Source organism: Streptomyces sp. NPDC052682 (genome assembly GCF_040678435.1).
Classification (GTDB): domain Bacteria; phylum Actinomycetota; class Actinomycetes; order Streptomycetales; family Streptomycetaceae; genus Streptomyces.
In genome coordinates this window covers 225,357-245,688 of sequence record NZ_JBFATS010000008.1, presented here as the reverse complement: position 1 = coordinate 245,688, position 20,332 = coordinate 225,357, and the positions used below count along the sequence as shown (strand labels likewise).

Annotated in this window: 18 protein-coding genes and 1 tRNA gene; 7 read left to right on the top strand and 12 right to left on the bottom strand. The window is 72.2% G+C overall.

The window, feature by feature from the left end:
* Positions 1 to 93: 93 nt before the first annotated feature.
* Positions 94 to 1,848, bottom strand: a complete 1,755-nt coding sequence (locus AB0K80_RS15200) for an SDR family oxidoreductase (protein WP_365669537.1) — start codon at positions 1,846 to 1,848, stop codon at positions 94 to 96.
* A 216-nt stretch (positions 1,849 to 2,064) separates the two neighbouring features.
* On the opposite strand from AB0K80_RS15200, the gene AB0K80_RS15195 reads away from it, so the two are divergent.
* The 6 genes from AB0K80_RS15195 (at position 2,065) to AB0K80_RS15170 (ending at position 6,303) form a co-directional block, all read left to right on the top strand.
* The gene (locus tag AB0K80_RS15195) at positions 2,065 to 3,027 is read left to right on the top strand and encodes an ABC transporter ATP-binding protein (RefSeq protein WP_365669717.1); all 963 of its coding nucleotides are present in this window, start codon (positions 2,065 to 2,067) and stop codon (positions 3,025 to 3,027) included.
* On the top strand, positions 3,017 to 3,925 hold the full coding sequence (locus AB0K80_RS15190; RefSeq protein ID WP_365669536.1) for an ABC transporter permease: 909 nt from the start codon (positions 3,017 to 3,019) through the stop codon (positions 3,923 to 3,925). The genes AB0K80_RS15195 and AB0K80_RS15190 overlap by 11 nt, the downstream gene beginning before the upstream one ends.
* Positions 3,922 to 4,833, top strand: coding sequence for an ABC transporter ATP-binding protein (locus AB0K80_RS15185; RefSeq protein ID WP_365669534.1), 912 nt, complete (start codon positions 3,922 to 3,924; stop codon positions 4,831 to 4,833). Before AB0K80_RS15190 ends, AB0K80_RS15185 begins: the two co-directional genes overlap by 4 nt.
* A gap of 10 nt (positions 4,834 to 4,843) precedes the next feature.
* On the top strand, positions 4,844 to 5,566 hold the full coding sequence (locus AB0K80_RS15180; protein ID WP_365669532.1) for an ABC transporter permease: 723 nt from the start codon (positions 4,844 to 4,846) through the stop codon (positions 5,564 to 5,566).
* Positions 5,567 to 5,663: 97 nt separating this feature from the next.
* Positions 5,664 to 5,903: a hypothetical protein gene (locus tag AB0K80_RS15175; RefSeq protein WP_365669530.1), complete on the top strand. Its 240-nt coding sequence runs from the start codon at positions 5,664 to 5,666 to the stop codon at positions 5,901 to 5,903.
* Positions 5,904 to 6,209: 306 nt separating this feature from the next.
* A tRNA-OTHER gene (locus AB0K80_RS15170) sits at positions 6,210 to 6,303 on the top strand.
* Between the two features lie 20 nt (positions 6,304 to 6,323).
* Here the strand turns inward: AB0K80_RS15170 and AB0K80_RS15165 are convergent.
* From AB0K80_RS15165 to AB0K80_RS15125, 9 genes are all read right to left on the bottom strand, one after another.
* A complete protein-coding gene (locus AB0K80_RS15165; RefSeq protein WP_365669529.1) occupies positions 6,324 to 7,142 on the bottom strand; it encodes a Cof-type HAD-IIB family hydrolase in 819 nt (272 codons plus the stop codon).
* Positions 7,139 to 8,416 carry a serine--tRNA ligase gene (gene serS, locus AB0K80_RS15160; protein WP_365669527.1) on the bottom strand — a complete coding sequence of 426 codons (1,278 nt, stop codon included), beginning with the start codon at positions 8,414 to 8,416 and terminating at the stop codon, positions 7,139 to 7,141. The genes AB0K80_RS15165 and serS overlap by 4 nt, the downstream gene beginning before the upstream one ends.
* Before the next feature lie 534 nt (positions 8,417 to 8,950).
* Positions 8,951 to 9,883 (bottom strand): prephenate dehydratase, encoded by a 933-nt coding sequence (gene pheA, locus AB0K80_RS15155; RefSeq protein WP_365669525.1) that lies wholly within the window; start codon positions 9,881 to 9,883, stop codon positions 8,951 to 8,953.
* A gap of 63 nt (positions 9,884 to 9,946) precedes the next feature.
* Positions 9,947 to 11,242 (bottom strand): iron uptake transporter deferrochelatase/peroxidase subunit, encoded by a 1,296-nt coding sequence (efeB, locus tag AB0K80_RS15150; RefSeq protein WP_365669524.1) that lies wholly within the window; start codon positions 11,240 to 11,242, stop codon positions 9,947 to 9,949.
* Between the two features lie 8 nt (positions 11,243 to 11,250).
* Entirely contained in the window at positions 11,251 to 13,404 is a 2,154-nt protein-coding gene (locus AB0K80_RS15145; RefSeq protein WP_365669522.1) for a copper resistance protein CopC, read from the bottom strand.
* Between the two features lie 11 nt (positions 13,405 to 13,415).
* Positions 13,416 to 13,964, bottom strand: coding sequence for a copper chaperone PCu(A)C (locus AB0K80_RS15140; RefSeq protein WP_365669521.1), 549 nt, complete (start codon positions 13,962 to 13,964; stop codon positions 13,416 to 13,418).
* Positions 13,961 to 14,608, bottom strand: a complete 648-nt coding sequence (locus tag AB0K80_RS15135) for an SCO family protein (RefSeq protein WP_365669519.1) — start codon at positions 14,606 to 14,608, stop codon at positions 13,961 to 13,963. Before AB0K80_RS15135 ends, AB0K80_RS15140 begins: the two co-directional genes overlap by 4 nt.
* A gap of 109 nt (positions 14,609 to 14,717) precedes the next feature.
* The gene (locus AB0K80_RS15130; protein ID WP_365669517.1) at positions 14,718 to 15,458 is read right to left on the bottom strand and encodes a YcnI family protein; all 741 of its coding nucleotides are present in this window, start codon (positions 15,456 to 15,458) and stop codon (positions 14,718 to 14,720) included.
* 233 nt (positions 15,459 to 15,691) lie between these two features.
* Positions 15,692 to 16,516, bottom strand: a complete 825-nt coding sequence (locus tag AB0K80_RS15125) for a hypothetical protein (RefSeq protein ID WP_365669515.1) — start codon at positions 16,514 to 16,516, stop codon at positions 15,692 to 15,694.
* Between the two features lie 332 nt (positions 16,517 to 16,848).
* Between AB0K80_RS15125 and AB0K80_RS15120 the strand changes: the two genes are divergently transcribed.
* Complete coding sequence (locus AB0K80_RS15120; protein ID WP_365669513.1) at positions 16,849 to 17,313, top strand: ATP-binding protein; 465 nt, start codon at positions 16,849 to 16,851, stop codon at positions 17,311 to 17,313.
* A 17-nt stretch (positions 17,314 to 17,330) separates the two neighbouring features.
* On the opposite strand, the gene AB0K80_RS15115 is transcribed toward AB0K80_RS15120, so the two are convergent.
* Together AB0K80_RS15115 and AB0K80_RS15110 are read right to left on the bottom strand one after the other, a co-directional pair.
* Complete coding sequence (locus AB0K80_RS15115) at positions 17,331 to 18,698, bottom strand: PLP-dependent aminotransferase family protein (RefSeq protein WP_365669511.1); 1,368 nt, start codon at positions 18,696 to 18,698, stop codon at positions 17,331 to 17,333.
* 153 nt (positions 18,699 to 18,851) lie between these two features.
* Positions 18,852 to 20,312: an aminopeptidase P family protein gene (locus AB0K80_RS15110; protein ID WP_365669509.1), complete on the bottom strand. Its 1,461-nt coding sequence runs from the start codon at positions 20,310 to 20,312 to the stop codon at positions 18,852 to 18,854.
* Positions 20,313 to 20,332 lie beyond the last annotated feature (20 nt).

The window sequence follows — 20,332 nt, the reverse complement described above, 5'->3', positions numbered from 1 at the left end:
CTCAGGAGGTTTGATCCACAACGACCGGCGGTTATCCACAGCCAGTGGAGGCCTCGCTGTGGACAAGTACCCCTCATGGCACCGCTGTTGGGATCAGACCGGCGGTCGCACCCGAGCGATCGCCCGCACCAGCCCGGGCGCCCACCGGGACAGCACCCGGGCGCCACGGGCTTCCGGCGTCACGGGGACCACCGCCTCGTTGCGCACCACCGCCCGCAGGATCGCGTCCGCGACCTTCTCCGGCGGGTAGTTGCGCAGCCCGTACAGGCGGGCCGTGCGCTGCCGAAGACGGCGCTCCTGCGCCGCGTCCACGCCCGCGAAGTGCGCCGTGGAGGTGATGGCGGTGTTGACGAACCCGGGGCAGACCGCCGTCACGCCGATCCCCCGCCCGGCCAGCTCGGCGCGCAGGCACTCGCTCAGCATGAGCACGGCCGCCTTGCTGGTGCTGTAGGCGGGCAGCGCCCTGGAGGGCTGGTACGCCGCGGCCGACGCCACGTTGACGATGTGGCCGCCCTGCCCGCGCTCGGCCATCCGCTGCCCGAAGAACCGGCAGCCGTGGATGACACCCCACAGGTTGATGTCGAGGACCTCCTTCCAGTCCTCGCGGGTGGTGTCGAAGAAGGAGCCGGACAGGCCGATCCCCGCGTTGTTGACCAGGACGTCCACGACGCCGTACGCGGCGGTGACCTTCGCGGCGAGCCTGTCCATGGCCTGCTCGTCGGAGACGTCGGCCGTCTCCGCCCAGGCCTCGGGCGCCCCGGCCCGGCGGGCCAGCTCGGCGGTACGGGCCGCGGACGCCGCGTCCCGGTCGACGGCCACGACACGGGCGCCGGACTGGGCGAAGGCGCACGCCGTGGCCCGCCCGATACCGGCGCCCGCCCCCGTGACCAGCACGAGCAGCCCACCGAACCGGTCGGCGTACGCCCCTGAGGGCGCGACCCGCGGCCTGCCGCTCTCCACCGAGGTCACGAACTCCGTGATCCAGGCCGCCAGCCGGTCGGGCCGCGTCCGGGGGGCCCAGTGCCCGGCGGGCAGCGTCCGCCGGGTGAGCTGCGGGACCCGCGCGTCCAGGTCGTCGTAGAGCCGCTGGGACAGGAAGCGATCCTCCAGGGGCGTGATGAGCTGCACGGGCGCGTGCGCGTACGCGTCCGTGCGCGGCCGGCGCAGCCGGGAGCGGACGTTGTCCCGGTACAGCCAGGCGCCGTGCGCCGCGTCCGAGGGGAGCGAAGAGGTCGGATAACCGCCGGGCACCTTCTCCAGGCGCCGCAGGATGCCCGGCCAGCGCTTGCCGAGCGGGCCGCGCCAGGCCAGTTCGGGCAGGAGGGGCGTGCGCAGCAGGTAGACGTACCAGGACTTGGCGCCCTGCCCGAGCAGCTGCCCGGCCCGGCGCGGGGTGGGCCGCCTCAGGCGCCGTGCGATCCAGTGGCCGAAGTGGTCCAGGGACGGCCCGGACAGGGAGGTGAAGGAGGCGATGCGTCCCTCGGTACGCCGGACGGTGACGAACTCCCAGGCCTGCACCGAGCCCCAGTCGTGCCCCACCAGGTGCACCGGCCGGTCCGGGCTGACGGCGTCCGCGACGGCCAGGAAGTCGTCCGTCAGCCGCTCCAGTGTGAAGCCGCCCCGCAGCGGCCGCGGCGCTGTCGAACCGCCGTGGCCCCGGACGTCGTAGGCCACGACGTGGAAACGGCCGGCGAGCCGCGTCGCGACCTCGGACCACACCTCCTTGCTGTCCGGGTAGCCGTGCACGAGGACGACCGTGGGCCGGTCCGGCTCCCCCAGCTCGGCCACGCACAGCTCGACCCCGCCGCTTCGTACCCGGCGCTCGCGGGCGCCCTTCAGCAACGTCACTCGTCCTCCGCCCAAGGGCCGGGATGTTTGCCCGTGAAGTGATTCCGGCGACGCGGGGCACCTTGTTAGAGCTCGCGTCAACACAGTGGTGCCCGGCCGTGGTAACTCTCAAGCACCACATCCCCTACGGGCCCGTACGACTCCAGTCGGACGCCGAGACAGCTCTGCGGTCTGACGACGGGCGTGGCCTGCGTCACTAGTGTCGACGACGTGACTGTGATCGTGACCGAAAGCCTGAGCAAGCGGTTCCCCAGGGTGACCGCGCTTGACCGGCTCTCCGTGGACGTCGGGCCCGGTGTGACCGGACTCGTCGGAGCCAACGGCGCCGGCAAGTCCACACTGATCAAGATCCTGCTGGGTCTGTCCCCCGCCACCGAGGGCCGCGCCGAAGTGCTCGGACTCGACGTCGCCAGCAAGGGCGCCGCCATCCGCGAGCGCGTCGGCTACATGCCGGAGCACGACTGCCTGCCGCCGGACGTCTCGGCCACCGAGTTCGTCGTCCACATGGCGCGCATGTCCGGCCTGCCGCCCACCGCCGCGCGCGAGCGCACCGCGGACACCCTGCGCCACGTCGGCCTGTACGAGGAGCGCTACCGCCCCATCGGCGGCTACTCCACCGGCATGAAACAGCGCGTGAAACTCGCGCAGGCCCTGGTCCACGACCCGCAGCTGGTCTTCCTGGACGAGCCGACCAACGGCCTCGACCCGGTCGGCCGCGACGAGATGCTCGGCCTGATCCGGCGCATCCACACCGACTTCGGCATCTCGGTCCTGGTCACCTCCCACCTGCTGGGCGAACTGGAGCGCACCTGCGACCACGTCGTCGTCATCGACGGCGGCAAGCTCCTGCGGTCCAGCTCCACCACCGACTTCACGCAGATCACCACCACGCTCGCCATCGAGGTCACCGACACCGACGAGCACCCGGACGGCACCCGGGCGGTGCGCGAGGCGCTGCACGCGCGCGGGGTGGCCACCGAAGAGGGCAGCGGCCTGCCGGGCTCCGGCCACGTCCTGCTGCTCACCGCGCAGGGCGAGGAGACGTACGACCTGGTCCGGGACGTGATCGCGGACCTCGGTCTGGGACTGGTCCGCATGGAGCAGCGCAGGCACCACATCTCGGAGGTCTTCACCAGCAGCGACGAGCAGCGCAAGGAGGCGGTCGGCCATGGCGGTTGAGCAGCCCGCGGTCGCCCGGACGGGTGACCAGACCCGCATCCACAACATCGGTTACCGCAGCTACGACGGACCCCGGCTCGGCCGCGCCTACGCCCGCCGCTCCCTGTACTCGCAGTCCCTGCGCGGCGCCTACGGCCTCGGCCGCTCGGCGAAGTCCAAGGTGCTGCCGATGCTGCTCTTCGTGGTGATGTGCGTGCCCGCGGCCATCATGGTCGCCGTCGCGGTCGCCACCAAGGCCAAGGACCTGCCGCTGGACTACACGCGCTACGCGATCGTCATGCAGGCCGTCATCAGCCTGTACGTCGCCTCGCAGGCGCCCCAGTCCGTCTCGCGCGACCTGCGCTTCAAGACGGTGCCGCTGTACTTCTCGCGGCCCATCGAGACCGCCGACTACGTCCGCGCCAAGTACGCGGCGCTGACCTCGGCGCTGTTCCTCCTCACCGCCGCCCCGCTGTTGGTGCTGTACGTGGGCGCGCTGCTGGCCAAGCTCGACTTCGCCGACCAGACCAAGGGATTCGCACAGGGACTCGTCTCCGTGGCACTGCTCTCACTGCTGTTCGCCGGCATCGGCCTGGTCATCGCGTCGGTCACGCCACGCCGCGGCTTCGGCATCGCCGCCGTGATCGCCGTCCTGACCATCACCTACGGCGCGGTCTCCACCCTCCAGGCCATCGCGGACGCGCAGGGCAGCTCCGGCGCCGTTCCGTGGATCGGCCTGTTCTCGCCGGTCACCCTGATCGACGGCGTGCAGTCCGCCTTCCTGGGCGCGGACTCCGCCTTCCCCGGGGGCATCGGCCCGAGCAACGCCGAGGGCGCCGTCTACGTCCTCGTCACCCTGGGCCTCATCGCCGCCAGCTACGGCCTGCTGACGCGCCGCTACAAGAAGGTGGGACTGTGACGACCCTCTCCCTCGACCACGTCTCGCGCTGGTTCGGCAACGTGGTCGCCGTCAACGACATCACCATGACCATCGGCCCGGGCGTCACCGGCCTGCTCGGCCCCAACGGCGCCGGAAAGTCCACCCTCATCAACATGATGGGCGGCTTCCTGGCCCCCTCCACCGGCACCGTCACCCTCGACGGGCAGCCCGTGTGGCGCAACGAGCAGATCTACCGGCACATCGGCCTCGTCCCCGAGCGGGAGGCGATGTACGACTTCCTCACCGGCCGCGAGTTCGTCCTCGCCAACGCCGAACTGCACGGGCTCGGCGCCAAGGCCGCCCAGAAGGCGCTGGCCACCGTCGAGATGGAGTACGCGCAGGACCGCAAGATCGCCACGTACTCCAAGGGCATGCGGCAGCGCGTGAAGATGGCCTCCGCACTGGTCCACGACCCGTCGCTGCTGCTGCTCGACGAGCCGTTCAACGGCATGGACCCGCGCCAGCGCATGCAGCTCATGGACCTGCTGCGGCGTATGGGCGACGAGGGCCGCACGGTGCTGTTCTCCTCCCACATCCTCGAAGAGGTCGAGCAACTCGCCTGGCACATCGAGGTCGTGGTCGCCGGACGGCACGCGGCCAGCGGCGACTTCCGCAAGATCCGCCGGCTGATGACCGACCGGCCGCACCGTTACCTGGTGCGCTCCAGCGACGACCGCGCCCTCGCGGCCGCGCTGATCGCCGACCCGTCGACGTCCGGCATCGAGGTCGACCTCGCCGAGGGCGCCCTGCGCATCCAGGCCGTCGACTTCGGCCGCTTCACGGCCCTGCTGCCGAGGGTCGCCCGCGACCACGGCATCCGGCTGCTCACGGTCTCGCCGTCCGACGAGTCCCTCGAGTCCGTGTTCTCGTATCTGGTCGCGGCGTAGGAGGCCGAAGATGTACGACCCCACAGTCGCCCGGCTCACCTACCGGGCTCTGCTCGGCCGTCGCCGGGCCCTCATCCTGGGCGCGCTGCCCCTGCTGCTGATCGTGATCTCCGTGATCGTGCGCGGTCTCGTCGGCGCCGACGACCAGACGGCGGCCGACGTGCTCGGCGGGCTCGCGCTGGCCACCATGGTGCCGATCATCGGTGTCATCGCCGGCACGGGCGCGATCGGGCCGGAGATCGACGACGGTTCGGTGGTGTACCTGCTGTCCAAGCCGGTCAAACGGCCGACCATCATCTACACCAAGCTGATCGTCGCCATCGCCGTGACGATGGTCTTCTCCGCCGTGCCGACGCTGATCGCGGGCCTCATCCTCAACGGCAACGGCCAGCAGATCGCCGTCGCCTACACGGTGGCCGCGCTGGTCGCCTCCATCGCGTACGCGGCGCTGTTCCTGCTGCTGGGCACGGTGTCCCGGCACGCGGTGGTGTTCGGGCTCGTCTACGCCCTGGTGTGGGAGGCCCTGTTCGGCTCCCTGGTGCCGGGCGCCCGCACCCTGAGCGTCCAGCAGTGGGCGCTGGCCGTGGCCCACAAGGTCGCCGACGGCGGCAACCTGGTGACCTCGGACGTCGGTCTGCCGACCGCGACGGTGCTGCTGGCGGCCGTCACCGTGCTCGCGACCTGGTACGCCGGTCAGAAACTGCGCTCGCTCACGCTCGCCGGGGAGGAGTGACCGCGTCCCTCCTGACGTGTTCCCGATCTTGACGGGGGATTGACCCCCGTCCGGGCACACTCGGCGCAGGGGACGCACCTCAGGAACGGGAGGACACATGGCACAGGAGACGCCTCGGTACGAGGGGGGCGGGCAGGCCGGGGACGTCTGGGACGGCCTGGTCCTGGACGAGGAGTTCATACGGTCCGCCGAGACCTGCGAACCGTCCGCCCGCGCCCGGATGCTGGCGGCCCGCTGGCGCCGCGAGGAACCGGAACCGCAGCCCTGGCGCTCCGACGAACCCCCCGCGGGCTGGTTCTTCAGCAAGGCCCGCCGCCGCAGGTGGCGCCGCCGGTAGCCGGCGGCCGTCACCCCGGCGCAGTCGGCCCCGGCCGCGCTCCGGCGCCGTTTATTCAGTGGCGCCCGACTCGCCGCCCCGGCAGAGTGGTCGATGTCCACGCCGCCGGACGGGAGTCCGGCGCCACGTTCTGGGAGAGGAGCCGGACGATGTCCATGCACGGCAGTACGTCCAGCTCCCGGCAGGGCAGCCAGCGGCGGGCTCCGGAGTAGTCGCTACCTCTCCGTCGAGCCCGCCCCGCACGGGGAGCTGCCCGGGGCGGCCGCTTCGAGCACGCGACTTTCACGTCGCGTGGGCCGCCCACCCGGAGGATTGGCCGAGTGGTAAGGCACTGGCTTGCTCGACTCAAGCCACGGTCGGGTCTCAGCAGCCCGCGCACGTTCGATCCGTGCATCCTCCGCCGACAGCGCACCGCACGTCTCAGCCCAGCAACCGCTCCAGCACCACCGCGATCCCGTCCTCCTCGTTGGAGGACGTCACCTCGTCGGCCACCGCCTTGAGCTGCTCATGGGCGTTGGCCATCGCCACCCCGTACGCGGCCCAGGCGAACATCGGGACGTCGTTCGGCATGTCGCCGAAGGCGATCGTGTCGGCGGCCTTGGCACCCAGACGGCGGGCCGCCAGCGACAGCCCCGTGGCCTTCGACAGGCCGAGGGGCAGCAGCTCGACGATCCCCTCGCCCGCCAGGGTGACGGTGACGAAACCGCCGGCCGTGCGGGTGGCCACCTCGCAGAGCTCGTCGTCGCTGAGGTCCGGGTGCTGGATGTACAGCTTGTTCAGGGGCGCGGTCCACAGGTCCGAGGCGTCCGTGAAGGGCGTCGCGGGGAGCGCGCCGTGCACCTCGTACCCAGGCCCGACCAGCACCTCGCCGTCCAGTCCGTCGCGGCTGGCGGCCAGGTACAGCGGACCGGTCTCCGCCTCGATCTTGGCCAGCGCCAGACCGGCCAGCTGCCGGTCGAGCGTCACCGTCGTCAGCATGCGGTGCGCTCCGGCGTCGTACACCTGGGCGCCCTGACCGCAGACGGCGATGCCGTCGTAGCCGAGGTCGTCGAGGATGTGCCGGGTCCAGGGGACCGCCCGGCCGGTGACGACGATGTGCGCGGCGCCCGCCGCCGTGGCGGCGGCGAGCGCGTCACGGGTGCGCTGCGTGACCGACTGGTCGGAGCGCAGCAGCGTTCCGTCGAGGTCGGTCGCGATCAGCTTGTACGGGAACCCGCCTGCGGCGGACGCGGTACTCACTGGGCGACCGGCTCCAGGACCTCCCGGCCGCCCAGGTAGGGCCGCAGCACCTCCGGCACGCGCACGGAGCCGTCGGCCTGCTGGTGGTTCTCCAGGATCGCCACGATGGTGCGGGGCACGGCGCACAGCGTGCCGTTGAGCGTGGCCAGCGGGCGCACCTGCTTGCCCTCACGGACGCGGATCGACAGCCGGCGGGACTGGAACTCGGTGCAGTCCGAGGTCGAGGTCAGCTCGCGGTACTTGCCCTGGGTCGGGATCCACGCCTCGCAGTCGAACTTGCGGGAGGCCGAGGACCCCAGGTCACCCGAGGCGACGTCGATCACGCGGAACGGCAGCTCCAGCGAGGTCAGCCACTGCTTCTCCCACTCCAGCAGCCGCCGGTGCTCCTCCTGCGACTCCTCGGGGGTGACGTAGGAGAACATCTCGACCTTGTCGAACTGGTGCACCCGGAAGATGCCCCGGGTGTCCTTGCCGTGCGAGCCGGCCTCGCGGCGGAAGCACGGCGAGAAGCCCGCGTAGCGCAGCGGCAGCTTCTCGGCGTCGATGATCTCGTCCATGTGGTACGCGGCGAGCGGCACCTCGGACGTGCCGACCAGGTACAGGTCGTCCTTGTCGAGGTGGTACACGTCCTGGGCCGCCTGGCCGAGGAAGCCGGTGCCCGCCATGGACTGGGGGCGGACCAGCGCCGGGGTGAGCATGGGGGTGAAGCCGGCCGCCGTGGCCTGCGCCATCGCCGCGTTGACGAGCGCCAGCTCGAGCAGCGCCCCGACACCCGTCAGGAAGTAGAAGCGCGAACCCGACACCTTGGCGCCGCGCTCGACGTCGATGGCGCCGAGCAGCTGGCCGAGTTCCAGATGGTCCCTGGGCTCGAAGCCCTCGGCGGCGAAGTCGCGGATCTCGCCGTGCGTCTCCAGGGTGACGAAGTCCTCCTCGCCGCCCACGGGCACGTCCGGGTGGACGAGGTTGCCGAGCCGGAGCAGCAGCTCCTGGGTCTCGGCGGCGGCCGCGTCGCGGTCCGCGTCGGCCGCCTTGACGTCGGCGGCCAGCTGGCTCGCCTTCTTCAGCAGCTCGGCCTTCTCCTCGCCGCTCGCCTTGGGGATGAGCTTGCCGAGCGCCTTCTGCTCGGCGCGCAGCTCGTCGAAGCGGACGCCGGACGACCTGCGCCGTTCGTCGGCAGACAGGAGGGCGTCGACGAGCGCGACGTCCTCTCCACGGGCGCGCTGCGACGCACGCACACGGTCGGGGTCCTCACGGAGCAGGCGAAGGTCAATCACGCGGTCAAGGCTACCGGTGCGGGCTGACGGCTCACGACTCACATTTCCGAGGCGCGGTTTACGTTGTGTTATGGGTGAAATGCCCTGTGTGTCCTTGGGGTCAACCCCACGCGTCTCAGTCCCTGGAACGGGTCGGCCGGAAGGCGCCCCCTTGACCCGAATTCCTTGGGGAGAACGGGACTTGGGGCTTCGTTGTCCACAGCCATCCACACGAGCCGAAGAGTTATCCACAGGCTGTGTGGAAGATCTGTGGACTCCGGAATTGATCAATCCGAATTAAGTGGAGCTTCCTTGGAATTCCCGGTCCAAACCCGCCCCACCCTCCCTTTCGAGTGGAAACGGGTCACGTAAGGCCACCTCAAAGGGTGACGCATGAGGGAACAGGGGACGAAGGGTGAGTCGCGCGGCCGTGGATGCCTCGGCGGTCGGCAGGGCGATTTGTCGACAGGGTCAGGGCTTGCTGTCGACTTGTCCCCAGGTCGAGAAGCCCACCTGTGGATAACTCCTGTGGATAACGAAGATATGCAGGTAGGCCTAGAACCGGCCGTCCTGGCAGCGCGCCACCCAGTTCGCCGCCGCGATGAACTCGTCGTCCGACGTGCCCGGCAGCGCAGGCCGCACCTCTCCCGGCTTCACGTCCGCGCGCGGGTACGAGCCGAGGAAGCGCACCTGGAGGCAGATCCGCTTCAGACCCATCAGGGCCTCGGCCACCCGGCGGTCGGAGATGTGCCCTTCGGCGTCGATGCAGAAGCAGTAGTTCCCGATGCCCGCGCCGGTGGGCCGGGACTGCAGGAGCATCAGGTTGATGCCCCGGGTGGCGAACTCGCCCAGCAGGTCGCGCAGCCCACCGGGGTGGTCGTCGCGCTGCCAGAGCACCACCGAGGTCTTGTCCGCGCCGGTCGGGGCGGCCGGCCGGGCGGGGCGGCCGACCAGCACGAACCGGGTCTGGGCGTTCTCCGCGTCGTGGATCCCGGTCTCCAGCGGCTCGAGCCCGTACCGGGCGGCCGCGAACTCGCCGGCGAAGGCGGCGTCGTACCGGCCCTCCTGCACCAGGCGGGCGCCGTCCGCGTTGGAGGCGGCCGACTCCCACGTCACGTCCGGCAGGTTTCTGCGCAGCCAGTTGCGCACCTGCGGCTGGGCGGCCGGGTGGGCGGTGACCGTCTTGATGTCCGACAGCTTGGTGCCGGGCCGCACCAGCAGCGCGAAGGTGATCGACAGCAGCACCTCGCGGTAGATCATCAGCGGCTCGCCCGCGACCAGCTCGTCGAGGGTCGTGGTGATGCCGCCCTCGACGGAGTTCTCGATCGGCACGAACGCGGCCTCGGCCTCACCGGCTCGCACGGCGTCGAGCGCGGACTGCACGGACACGTAGGGGATGAGCTCCCGGGTCGCCGCCTCGGGCAGCGTGCGCAGGGCGACTTCGGTGAACGTGCCCTCGGGGCCGAGATACGCATAGCTCGCTGGCATGAAGCTCACCCTAATGGGCCCACGGAAAGGGAATCCCCAAAAAGCAACTCAGGAGTGACACTCTCACCCCTCCAGCAACTTCTGTCCCACATATTCGCCCGGCGCCGCTCCGCCCGGCACCGCGAAGAGACCGCTCGCCTCGTGCCGGATGAACGTCGACAGCGCGTCGCCGCGGTCCAGCTTGCGCTGCACCGGCACAAAGCCCCGCAGCGGATCGGCCTGCCAGCAGATGAACAGCAGACCCGCGTCGGGCACCCCGTCCGCGTCGATGCCGTCGTGGTACGAGAAGGGGCGCCGCAGCATGGCCGCCCCGCCGTTCTGGTCCGGACGGCTGATGCGGGCGTGCGCGTTTAGGGGGACGAGCGGGTTGCCCTGCTCGTCGGTCTTCTCAAGATCCATCGCAGTGGTCTCGGTACCCCCGGACAGCGGTGCCCCGTCGGACTTGCGGCGCCCGATGACCTCCTCCTGCTGCTTGACCGAGAGCTTCTCCCAGTCGTCCAGCAGCATGCGGATACGGCGTACGACGGCGTAGGAGCCGTTCGCCATCCAGGCCGGCTCGCCGTTCTCCGGCACGAAGATGCGCGCGTCGAAGTCGGAGTCGGTGGGCTTGGGGTTGCGGGTGCCGTCGATCTGGCCCATCAGGTTGCGGGCCGTCATCGGGTGGGCGGTGGCGCCCGGCGAGCGGTTGAAGCCGTTCATCTGCCAGCGGACCCGGACGGCGGAACCCGTGTCCTTCTGCAGGGCGCGCAGCGCGTGGAAGGCGACGAGGGCGTCGTTGGCGCCGATCTGCACCCACAGGTCGCCGTTGCTGCGCGCCTTGTCGAGGTGGTCCGAGGAGAAGTCGGGCAGCGGGTCCAGGGCGACCGGACGCTGCCTCTCCAGACCGGTCCGGGCGAAGAAGCTGTGCCCGAACCCGAAGGTGATCGTCAGCGAGGAGGGTCCGGCGTCCCGGGCCACGTCGGTGTCGCCGTGCGCGGTGGGCTCGCCGGCCATCAACCGCCGGGCCGTGTCGGACCAGCGGCGCATCAGGGCCGCCGCCTCCCTGCGGCCCGCGCCCGCGGCCAGGTCGAAGGCGATGAGATGGCCACGGGCCTGAAGGCCCTGGAGGATGCCGGGCTGATGTTTCCCGTGAAACATCACCTCCTCGGCGCCCAGCGAGGTGAGCGGGGTGGCGTCGGCGGGCCGGGCGGCGTACCCCACGGCTCCGCCCGCCGCGCCCAGCGCGAGCCCGGTCGCCCCGGCGGTGCCGAGCAGCAGCCGCCGGGAGATGCCCTGGGCGGAGGCGTCGGATGCCGCGGTCTTGGACCCGGCCCCCGCGTCGAGAGGGGGACGGTCCTGTGGAAGGGACTGGTCAGCCATGGTGCGGTTCAGCCGATCTGCGCGTTCTTGGAGACGGTCACCTGGTCGATGTCGGAGGTCCGCACGGTCACGGCGACCTGCCAGTCGCCCGCCATGGGGATCTGCACTCCGTTCGCCGACCAGTGTCCGGTGGTGATGTGGTCGGGGACGACGGGCAGCGGCCCGATGTCCTTGGCGGTGAGAGTGAAGGCCACCTTCACTTCGGGGACGTCGAAGGCGCGGCCGTTGGGCCGCTCCACGTAGAGGTGCATCTCGTTGGCGCCCACCCGGGCGGGGTCGAGGTCGATCGTGACGACGCCCTTGCCGTCCTGGCCGCCGGTGTCGAAGGGGATGTTCAGGGTGACGGCTCCCGACGCCTCCGTGGCTCCGACCGAGGAGGACGAGGTGGCCGCCTTGGCCTGCTCCTCCGTCCGCCCCGGCTCGGTCTGCGTCAGCACGGTGGTCACCGCGAGCAGGACGACGGCGACGCCCGCCTCGGCGAGCACCGAGCCGCGCAGGCCGAACCGGTTCGGGTCGGCGTCCCGTGCCCGCTTCTGCCGGGCGGCCTCCCGCGCGGCCCGCTGCCGGGCGAGCTGCGCGGCCCGCTCGGCGTCGACGGGCCCGGGGTCGACAGGTTCGGGGTCGACAGGCTCGGGGCCGACGGGGTCGGTGTCGTGCCGGCCGGTGTCCTCACCGGCGTGGGCGTCGGCGCCGGTATCGGCCTGCGCGGCGCCGGTCTCGGCCCTCGCATTGGCCTGCGCGGCGCCGGTCTCGGCCCTCGCATTGGCCTGCGCGGTGTCGGCCGCGGCCTCAGTAGCGGCCTGCGCTGCTGCTTCCCCGCCGGCGACCGCCTCACCACCAGCCCGGTCCTGGTCGGTTCGCCGCCCCGCGCCCGCTCCGGCCCGTGCCCCGACGCGCTCGCTCTCCCGCTCGCCGGACACGGGGACCGGCACCGTCTCCGTCAGCCGTGCCGTCCATCGCCGGGAGATCCAGGCCAGGCCGACCAGCACAGCCACCAGCCCGATCTTGGCGAGCAGCAGCTGCCCGTACCGGGTGTCGGTGAACGCCGACCACGACCCGAGCTGCCGCCAGGACTGGTACGCGCCGGTCGCGACCAGCGCCAGCACGCTGCCGAAGGCGACCCGCGAGAAACGCCGTACGGCCGCCGCCTCGACGGGAGTGTCGGCGGGCGCCCGGTACAGCGCCACGAGCAGGGCGGTCAGCCCGCCGAGCCAGGCGGCGACGGCCAGCAGATGGACGACGTCCACCGGCATGGCGACACCCGCCTGGAGCCCGGTCGAGGCGTGCTCGGACATCGCCCAGCTGGCGGCGAGCCCGGCCGCGACCACACTCCCGCCGACCGCGAGCCCGAAGGTCAGGTCCCGCTTCTCCTCGTCCTCCCGCTTGTCGTAGGCGCCGAACAGCACGGCGATGAACAGCGCCGCGGCCGCGAGCAGCAGCAGCCGGGACACCAGCGCCGCGCCGCTCTTGGTCTCCAGCACCTGCCCGAGCAGGCCCAGGTCGAAGATGTCGCCGACCTTCCCGGAGCTGGTGTAGGAGCCGCGCAGGAGCAGCAGGGCGAGGGTGGCCGCGGTCAGCGCGACCCAGCCGGACACCACGAGCCGCTGCACCGCCCGTACGCCCGAGCCGCGCGGCCAGCAGGCGAGCACGAACGCGGCCCCGCCGGTCATCACGAGGAACCCGGCGTACGACATGTACCGCCCGAAGCCGTACAGCCAGCCGACGACCCCGCCGCCCGCCTCCTGCCCGGCGACCGCGACGGACGTCTTGGAGGGGGCGCCGATGGAGAAGGTGAAGGCCCCGGAGACGGGGTGGCTGTCCGCCGACACGACCTGGTAGGTCACGGTGTACGTGCCGTCGGGCAGGCCGCTGTGCAGGTTCACGGCGTACGTGGCGCCGCTGACCGCGGCCGGCTTGCCGGTGTCGACCCGCTTGCCCTTGGGGTCCAGCACCCGCAGCGCGCCGTCGGACAGGGCGACCTGCTCGGAGAAGGTGAGCGAGACCCGGTCCGGCGCCTTGTCGACCACCGCCCCCTGCCGGGGGTCGCTGCCGGTCAGCGCGGCGTGCGCGGAGGCCGGGTGGGCCCCGGCCAGCAGCGCGCAGGCCGCGGCCAGGAGCAGCAGCACCAGGGTCCGCGCGCGGAGGGCGAAGGTCTGCGTCACAGGGGTCCCTCTCAGTGTCCGGTGGCCGGGGTGTAGGTGGGCGGCTTCACCGGCATCGCGACCGTGACGGGGCCGGAGTGGGCGAAGTGCAGCACCACGGAAACGGTCTGGCCTTCCTTCGGCTTCCGCTTGAGGTTCTCGAACATCAGGTGGTTGCCGCCGCTCTTGAGGACGAGCCGGCCGTGGGCGGGGATCGTCACGCGGTCGAGCTCCTGCATCGCCGAGCCGACGGTCTCGTGCACGGTGACCTGCCCGGCCACGTCGCTCGTCACCGAGGTCAGCTCCGCCGGGGCGCCGCCCTGGTTGGTGAGGGTCAGGAAACCGGCGGCCATCTCGTCGGAGACCGGCTGCGGCATGTAGGCGGAGCTGACGGACAGCTCCGCCTTCCCGCCGCCGGAGCCGGAGCCCGATCCCGATCCGGAACCCGAACCCGAAGCCGATCCCGAGCCCGAAGCCGATCCCGAGCCCGAAGCCGATCCCGCACCCGCGTCAGAGCCGCCGCAGCCCGCCAGGAGCAGCGCCCCGGCCAGGACGGCGGCCGCCGGGGCGAGGCGCCTCACGGGTTCTCCCCCTTGATGATCTTGGGGAGGTCCTTGGTGTAGTCCTGGACGGTGGCGTCCTCGCCGTACAGCACGTACCCGCCGTTCGTCTTCGGCGAGAAGGCGATGACCTGGGTGCCGTGCTCGGAGACGACCTTGCCGTTCTTGTCCTTGCGCGGCGGGTCGATGGAGATGCCGAGGGTGCGGGCGCCGGCCTGGATGGTCGCGAAGTGGCCGGTCAGGCCGACGAACTGCGGGTCGATGCCCTTCAGCCACTTGCCGAGCTCGGCCGGGGTGTCGCGCTCGGGGTCGGTGGTGACGAACACCACGCGCAGCTGGTTCTGCTCGGCCTTGGGCAGCTGCTTCTTGGCGACGGCGATGTTGTTCATGGTCAGCGGGCAGATGTCCGGGCAGTGGGTGTAGCCGAAGTAGATCAGCGTGGGCTTGCCCGCGGTCGCCTGGCGGAGGTCGTACTTCTTGCCCTGCGTGTCGGTGAGCACCAGGTCCGGCTTCTCGAACGGCTTGTCGAGGACGGTGGCGGCCTGGTCGGAGCCCGCCTCCTCGGAGACCACGGCGACGGGCTTGTCCTTGTCGCCGCCGCAGGCGGTCAGGGTCAGGGAGGCGGCGGCGAGCAGGGCCGCCGCGGCGAAGGTCTTCGTGCGCATAGAAAAATGTCCCAGATGTGAGTACTCGGGCGCGCACCGGGGGCGCCGGGGCGCCGGGCCACCAGGCCCGCACCCCTGGCCCCCGGCACGCGCCGCGAACAGCGACTGCTCAGGCGGTGGTGCGCCGGCGGCCGGCGAGCACGCCGTACGCGACGCCCGCCGCGCCGATCACGATGCCGACCACGCCCAGCACCCGGGCGGTGGTGTCGGTGCCTTCGCCCGAGGAGGCGGAGGCGTCGGAGGAGGCGGAGGTGTTCTCGGCGGACCCGGCGCTGCCGGAGGGCTCGTCGCTCGCCTGCCCGTGATGGCCGCCCTCGGCGGCGGACAGCTCGAGCACCGGCGCCGGGTTGTCGGGCTCGGCCTGCCCCTCCTGCGGCACCTCGATCCAGCGGACGACTTCCTTGTCGGAGTACGTCTGCAGGGCTTTGAAGACCAGCTGGTCGGTGTCCTCGGGCAGCTGGCCGACGGAGACCGGGAACTTTTCGAAGTAACCCGGCTCGATGCCCTTGCCGTCGGCGGTCCAGGTGACCTTGGTGACCGCCTCGGAGATCTTCTCGCCGTGCAGCTCCAGCGGCTTGTCCAGCTTGGACTTGGTGACCACGATCTTCCAGCCGGGCATCGGCTCGGGCATGACCGAGGCCAGCGGGTGATCGGTGGGGAAGGCGACCTCGAGCTTGGTGGTCGCGGCGTCGTCGCGCTCGTTGGGGACCTTGAAGTCGATGACCGCGTAACCGCCCTTGGCGGCCGTTCCCTCCGGCTGCACGGTGACGTGCGCGAAGGCGGGGACGGACAGGGCGAGCACGGCGGCCCCGGCGACGGCACCGGCGGCGGCGATACGGGAAGCCTTCATGGCAGGCAGCACTCCGCTTCGAAGAGGATGTCGGTGAGGAAGAGGCGTACACGCGCGTGCAGGTGCCCTCGGCCGACAGCCTGAGGACGACAGCGGACGGCAACCGCCGGCTGCGGCAGCTGCGGACCACCACGGACGGCTGCGGTAGGGCTCCCGGAACGCGCGGATCAAGGCCGCACACGCGCGTGCCGCGCGACGACGCCTCCCCCGGGTGAAGCGGAGCAGTGGTCGCGTCAGACGGCCAGGGCGTGGGCGGCGGCGGCCGGCGGGCCGCGCCGGATCACCGTGTGCTGGAGTGCGGTCGTCCGGGGCCTGAGCGGCGCGCACCGGGCGGTGCGCGGCAGGCGCGCGAGCAGGTCCGGCGCCCCCGGCAGCCCGGCGCGCAGGGCGCGTACCAGCCCGAGCGCGGCGCGCAACGACCGTACGAGCGACCCCTCGGCGACACCGTGCGCCGACTGTGCGGACAGCTCCATGAGCCGCAGCAGGGCCAGGTCGCCCCGGTGCAGCAGCCAGCCGGCGGCCAGCGCCGCGAGGAGGTGGCCGAGCAGCATCGGCAGGGACGGCAGCAGCGCCGCGGCGGAACCCGGGGCGGTGGACATGGCGTCCGCCGGGTGGTGCGTGGGGACGGCCGGGCCCGGGTAGAGCCGTGCCTCGGTGAGGATCCGGTGGGCCTGGGCGGGGCTGATCGCCGCCGCCGTCGCCCCGCACACCAGCCGCGCGGCCCGGTGGACCAGCGCGGCGTCGGACATCGACCCCACCGCGCCCGTGGCCTGGGCGGCGGTGTGCTGCCCGAGCCCGAACAGCGTGTGCAGCACCGTCTGGCCCACGGCCAGCAGCCCCGCGATGCCCGGAAGTGAACGCTCCCGTCCGGCGAGCGGCACCGCGACCACGGCCACCCCGAGGAACCCGGCGCCCAGCGCCCACAGCGGAACCGTGGCGCAGGAGGCGAGCGCGTGGCCGGCCGCGGCCAGCAGGACGCAGACCGCGGCGAACACCGCGGCCCGCAGGATCCGGAGCTGGCGTCCGGAGCGCGCCGTGCGCGGACGGGGGGCAGACATGGCGGGCTCATCATCCCACTGGGCGCACCGGCCCCGTGCGGCAGGTCGGTAAGAAAGCCGTACGACCGGAAGGTCACCGTCTGTCCGGCCCCCGGGAAGGAGCTCCTCAGGCCTCACACACCGGGCTCCTCAGGCCTCACACACCGGGCTCGTCAGGCCTCACACACCGGGCTCGTCAGGCCTCACACACAGGCCTCCTGAGGCCTCACATACACCGATCAGGCCGAGCGCGCATCCGCCGTATGGGCGGTGTCACCTCGATTCCGCGCTTACGCACGGCGACCGGGGGCAATACGTAACGGTATGTCGAGCCGCGGCCAGGAGGCTGGAGCATGAGCATCTGGTGGTCACTCCATCTGCGGCGCGAGGCCGCGAGCGTGCCGCTCGCGCGGCGCCTGCTGCTCGGCACGATGGAGACCGCGGGCGTCGATCCCGACATCTCCTACGACCTCTCCGTCGCCCTCAGCGAGGCCTGCGCGAACGCGGTGGAGCACGGCGGGCACGCCGATCCGGGCGGCCGTTCGGAGGCCTACCGCGTCACGGCCTACCTCGACGGCGAGCTGTGCCGTATCGAGGTCGCCGACGCGGGCCCCGGCTTTCCGGCCGGGGCCTCCGGCCGTTCCCGCCCGCCGGCCCCGACCGCCCCGTGCGACGCGGAGAGCGGCCGGGGCCTGTGCCTGATCGAGGAGCTCGCCGACCACGTCCACATCGACAACAAGCCGGGGCGGGGCGGGGCGGTGGTGAGCTTCGACAAGATACTGAAGTGGCGCAAGGACGCGCCCCTGATCGCCGTATAGGCGCCCGGACCTGCCTGTCACGCCCCCCGCAACACCTTCCCCAGCACCTCCAGCGCCTGCGGGTACACCCGCTCCCGGGGCGTCCCGTACCCCACGACCAGCCCCTGCGGGCGCCCCTCGCCCGGCGCGTGCCAGTGCCCGCCCAGACAGCCGACCGCCAGGCCCTCCGCCTCCGCCCGCGCCAGCACCTCCGCCTCGTCGTCGACCTCCACGAGCGCGTGCAGCCCGGCCGCGATGCCGCGGACCCCGCGCCGCGTCCCCAGCAGGTCCAGGAGCAGGTCCCGGCGTCTGCGGTAGCGCAGCCGGCACGCGCGTACGTGGCGGTCGTAGGCGTGGCTGTCGATCAGCTCGGCGAGCGCCAGCTGGCCGATGGACTCGGTGTGGTGGTCGCTGTGCAGCTTGGCGTCGGCGACCGCGTCGACGAGGTGCGGCGGCAGCACCATCCAGCCCAGCCGCAGCGCCGGCCCCAGCGTCTTGGACGCGGTGCCCAGGTAGACGACCTGCCCGGGCGCCATCCCCTGGAGCGCGCCGACGGGCTGCCGGTCGTAGCGGAACTCCCCGTCGTAGTCGTCCTCGACGATCAGCCCGCCCCGCGCGCGTGCCCAGTCGGTCAGCGCCCGCCGCCGCTCCGGGCGCAGCGTCACCCCCGTCGGGTACTGGTGGGCCGGGGTGACCACCACGGCCCGGGAGTCGCCCAGATCCTCGGTACGCGCGCCCCGCTCGTCCACCGGGACCGGCACCACCGTCCCGCCGTTGCGCCGCACCACCTCCCGGTGGAACGGCAGCCCGGGGTCCTCCATGGCGATCTCGGCACCGTCCAGCACGCGCGTCAGCAGCGCCAGCCCCTGCACGTACCCCGAGGTGATCACGATCCGCTCCGGCGGCGCGATCACGCCGCGGGCCCGCCCGAGGTAGCGCGACAGCGCGGTCCGCAGCTCGATCCGGCCGCGCGGATCGCCGTAGTCGTACGCCAGGGAGGGCGCCGTCGCGATGGCCCGGCGCAGCGCCCGCAGCCAGGCCGCCGCGGGGAACGCCCCGACGTCCGGGCTGCCGGGCCGCAGGTCGAAGCGCGGCACCCGCGCGCGGGTCTGTGTGTCCGGCTGCTCGTCACAGGGCGAGGGCAGCTCGGCGACCCGCGTGCCCGACCCCTGCCGCGCCGTCAGGTACCCCTCCGCGACCAGCTGGTCGTACGCCGCCTTGGCCGTGCCCCGCGAGATGCCGAGCTCGGCCGCGAGCCGCCGGGTCGCCGGCAACCGCGTCCCGGGCGCCAGCCGCCCGTCCCGTACGGCGTCCCGCAGGGCCCGCTCCAGGCCCGCTCTTCGTCCTTCGGCCGAGTCCGGCTCCCGATGCAGGTCGACCCCGACACCGGACCAGAAGTCGTTCACTGCTGACCCCCGTGACTGCGGCGCGCCCCCGAAGGGGCGCGGGGCTGTGTCCTTCATGCGGCTCCGCCGCGTGGGCGTGACCAGCCACCCCCCTACCCGCGGACCGCAGGAAAAGACCGGGCACCTCTGCGGTACCCGGCCCTGGACCCCACCTCAGCCCTGGAGCGAGGCCATCCACTCCTCGACTTCCTCCGACCGCCGGGGCAGCGCGGCGCTGAGGTTCCGGTTGCCGTCCTCGGTGACCAGGATGTCGTCCTCGATCCGCACCCCGATGCCCCGGTACTCCTCCGGCACGGTCAGGTCGTCGGCCTGGAAGTACAGCCCGGGCTCGACCGTCAGCACCATGCCCGGCTCCAGGACGCCGTCCACGTACGTCTCGGTGCGCGCGGCCGCGCAGTCGTGCACGTCCATGCCGAGCATGTGCCCGGTGCCGTGCAGCGTCCACCGGCGCTGCAGCCCGAGCTCCAGCACCCGCTCCACCGGACCCTCCACGAGCCCCCACTCGACGAGCTTCTCGGCGAGCACCCGCTGCGCCGCGTCGTGGAAGTCGCGGTACTTCGCGCCCGGCTTGACGGCCGCGATCCCGGCCTCCTGGGCCTCGTACACGGCGTCGTAGATCTTCTTCTGCAGCTCGCTGAACCGGCCGCTGATCGGCAGGGTGCGCGTGACGTCGGCGGTGTAGTACGTGTGCGTCTCCACGCCCGCGTCGAGCAGCAGCAGGTCACCGGAGCGCACCGGCCCGTCGTTGCGCACCCAGTGCAGGGTGCAGGCGTGCGGGCCGGCGGCGGCGATGGTGCCGTAGCCGACGTCGTTGCCCTCCACGCGCGCGCGGAGGAAGAACGTGCCCTCGATGTAGCGCTCGCTCGTCGCCTCGGCCTTGTCGAGGACCTTCACCACGTCCTCGAAGCCGCGCACGGTCGAGTCGACCGCCTTCTGCAGCTCGCCGATCTCGAAGTCGTCCTTGACCAGCCGCATCTCGGAGAGGAAGACGCGCAGCTCCTCGTCGCGCTCGGCGGTGACCTTGTCGGTCAGCGCGGCCTCGATGCCGGCGTCGTGGCCGCGTACGACGCGGACCGGGCCGGTGGCCGCCGTCAGCTTCCCGGGCAGCTCGCGCACGTCGGAGGCGGGGATGCCGTACAGCCGCTCCGCCTCGGTGAGGGAGTGGCGGCGGCCGACCCACAGCTCGCCGTGGCCGTCCAGCCAGAACTCGCCGTTGTCGCGGTCGGAGCGGGGCCGCAGGTAGATCGTCGCCTCGTGGCCCTCGCCCTTCGGCTCCAGGACGAGGACGCCGTCCTCCGTCTGGTTGCCGGTGAGGTACGCGTACTCGACCGAGGCCCGGAAGGGGTAGTCGGTGTCGTTCGAGCGGGTCTTGAGGTTGCCCGCGGGGACGACCAGGCGCTCGCCCGGGAAGCGGGCGGACAGCTTCGCGCGGCGGGCGGCGGTCTCGGCGGCCTGCGGGATCGGCTCCAGGTCACGCAGCTCGGTGTCGGCCCAGCCGGTCTTCATGTTCTCCGCGAGCTCGTCCGACACGCCGGGGTACAGTCCGTTCTTCCGCTGCTTGATGGGCTCGCTCTCGTCCGGGGTCTCCGGTGTGAGCTCCTCGGCCACGGTCATCCTCCTCGATACGGCACTGG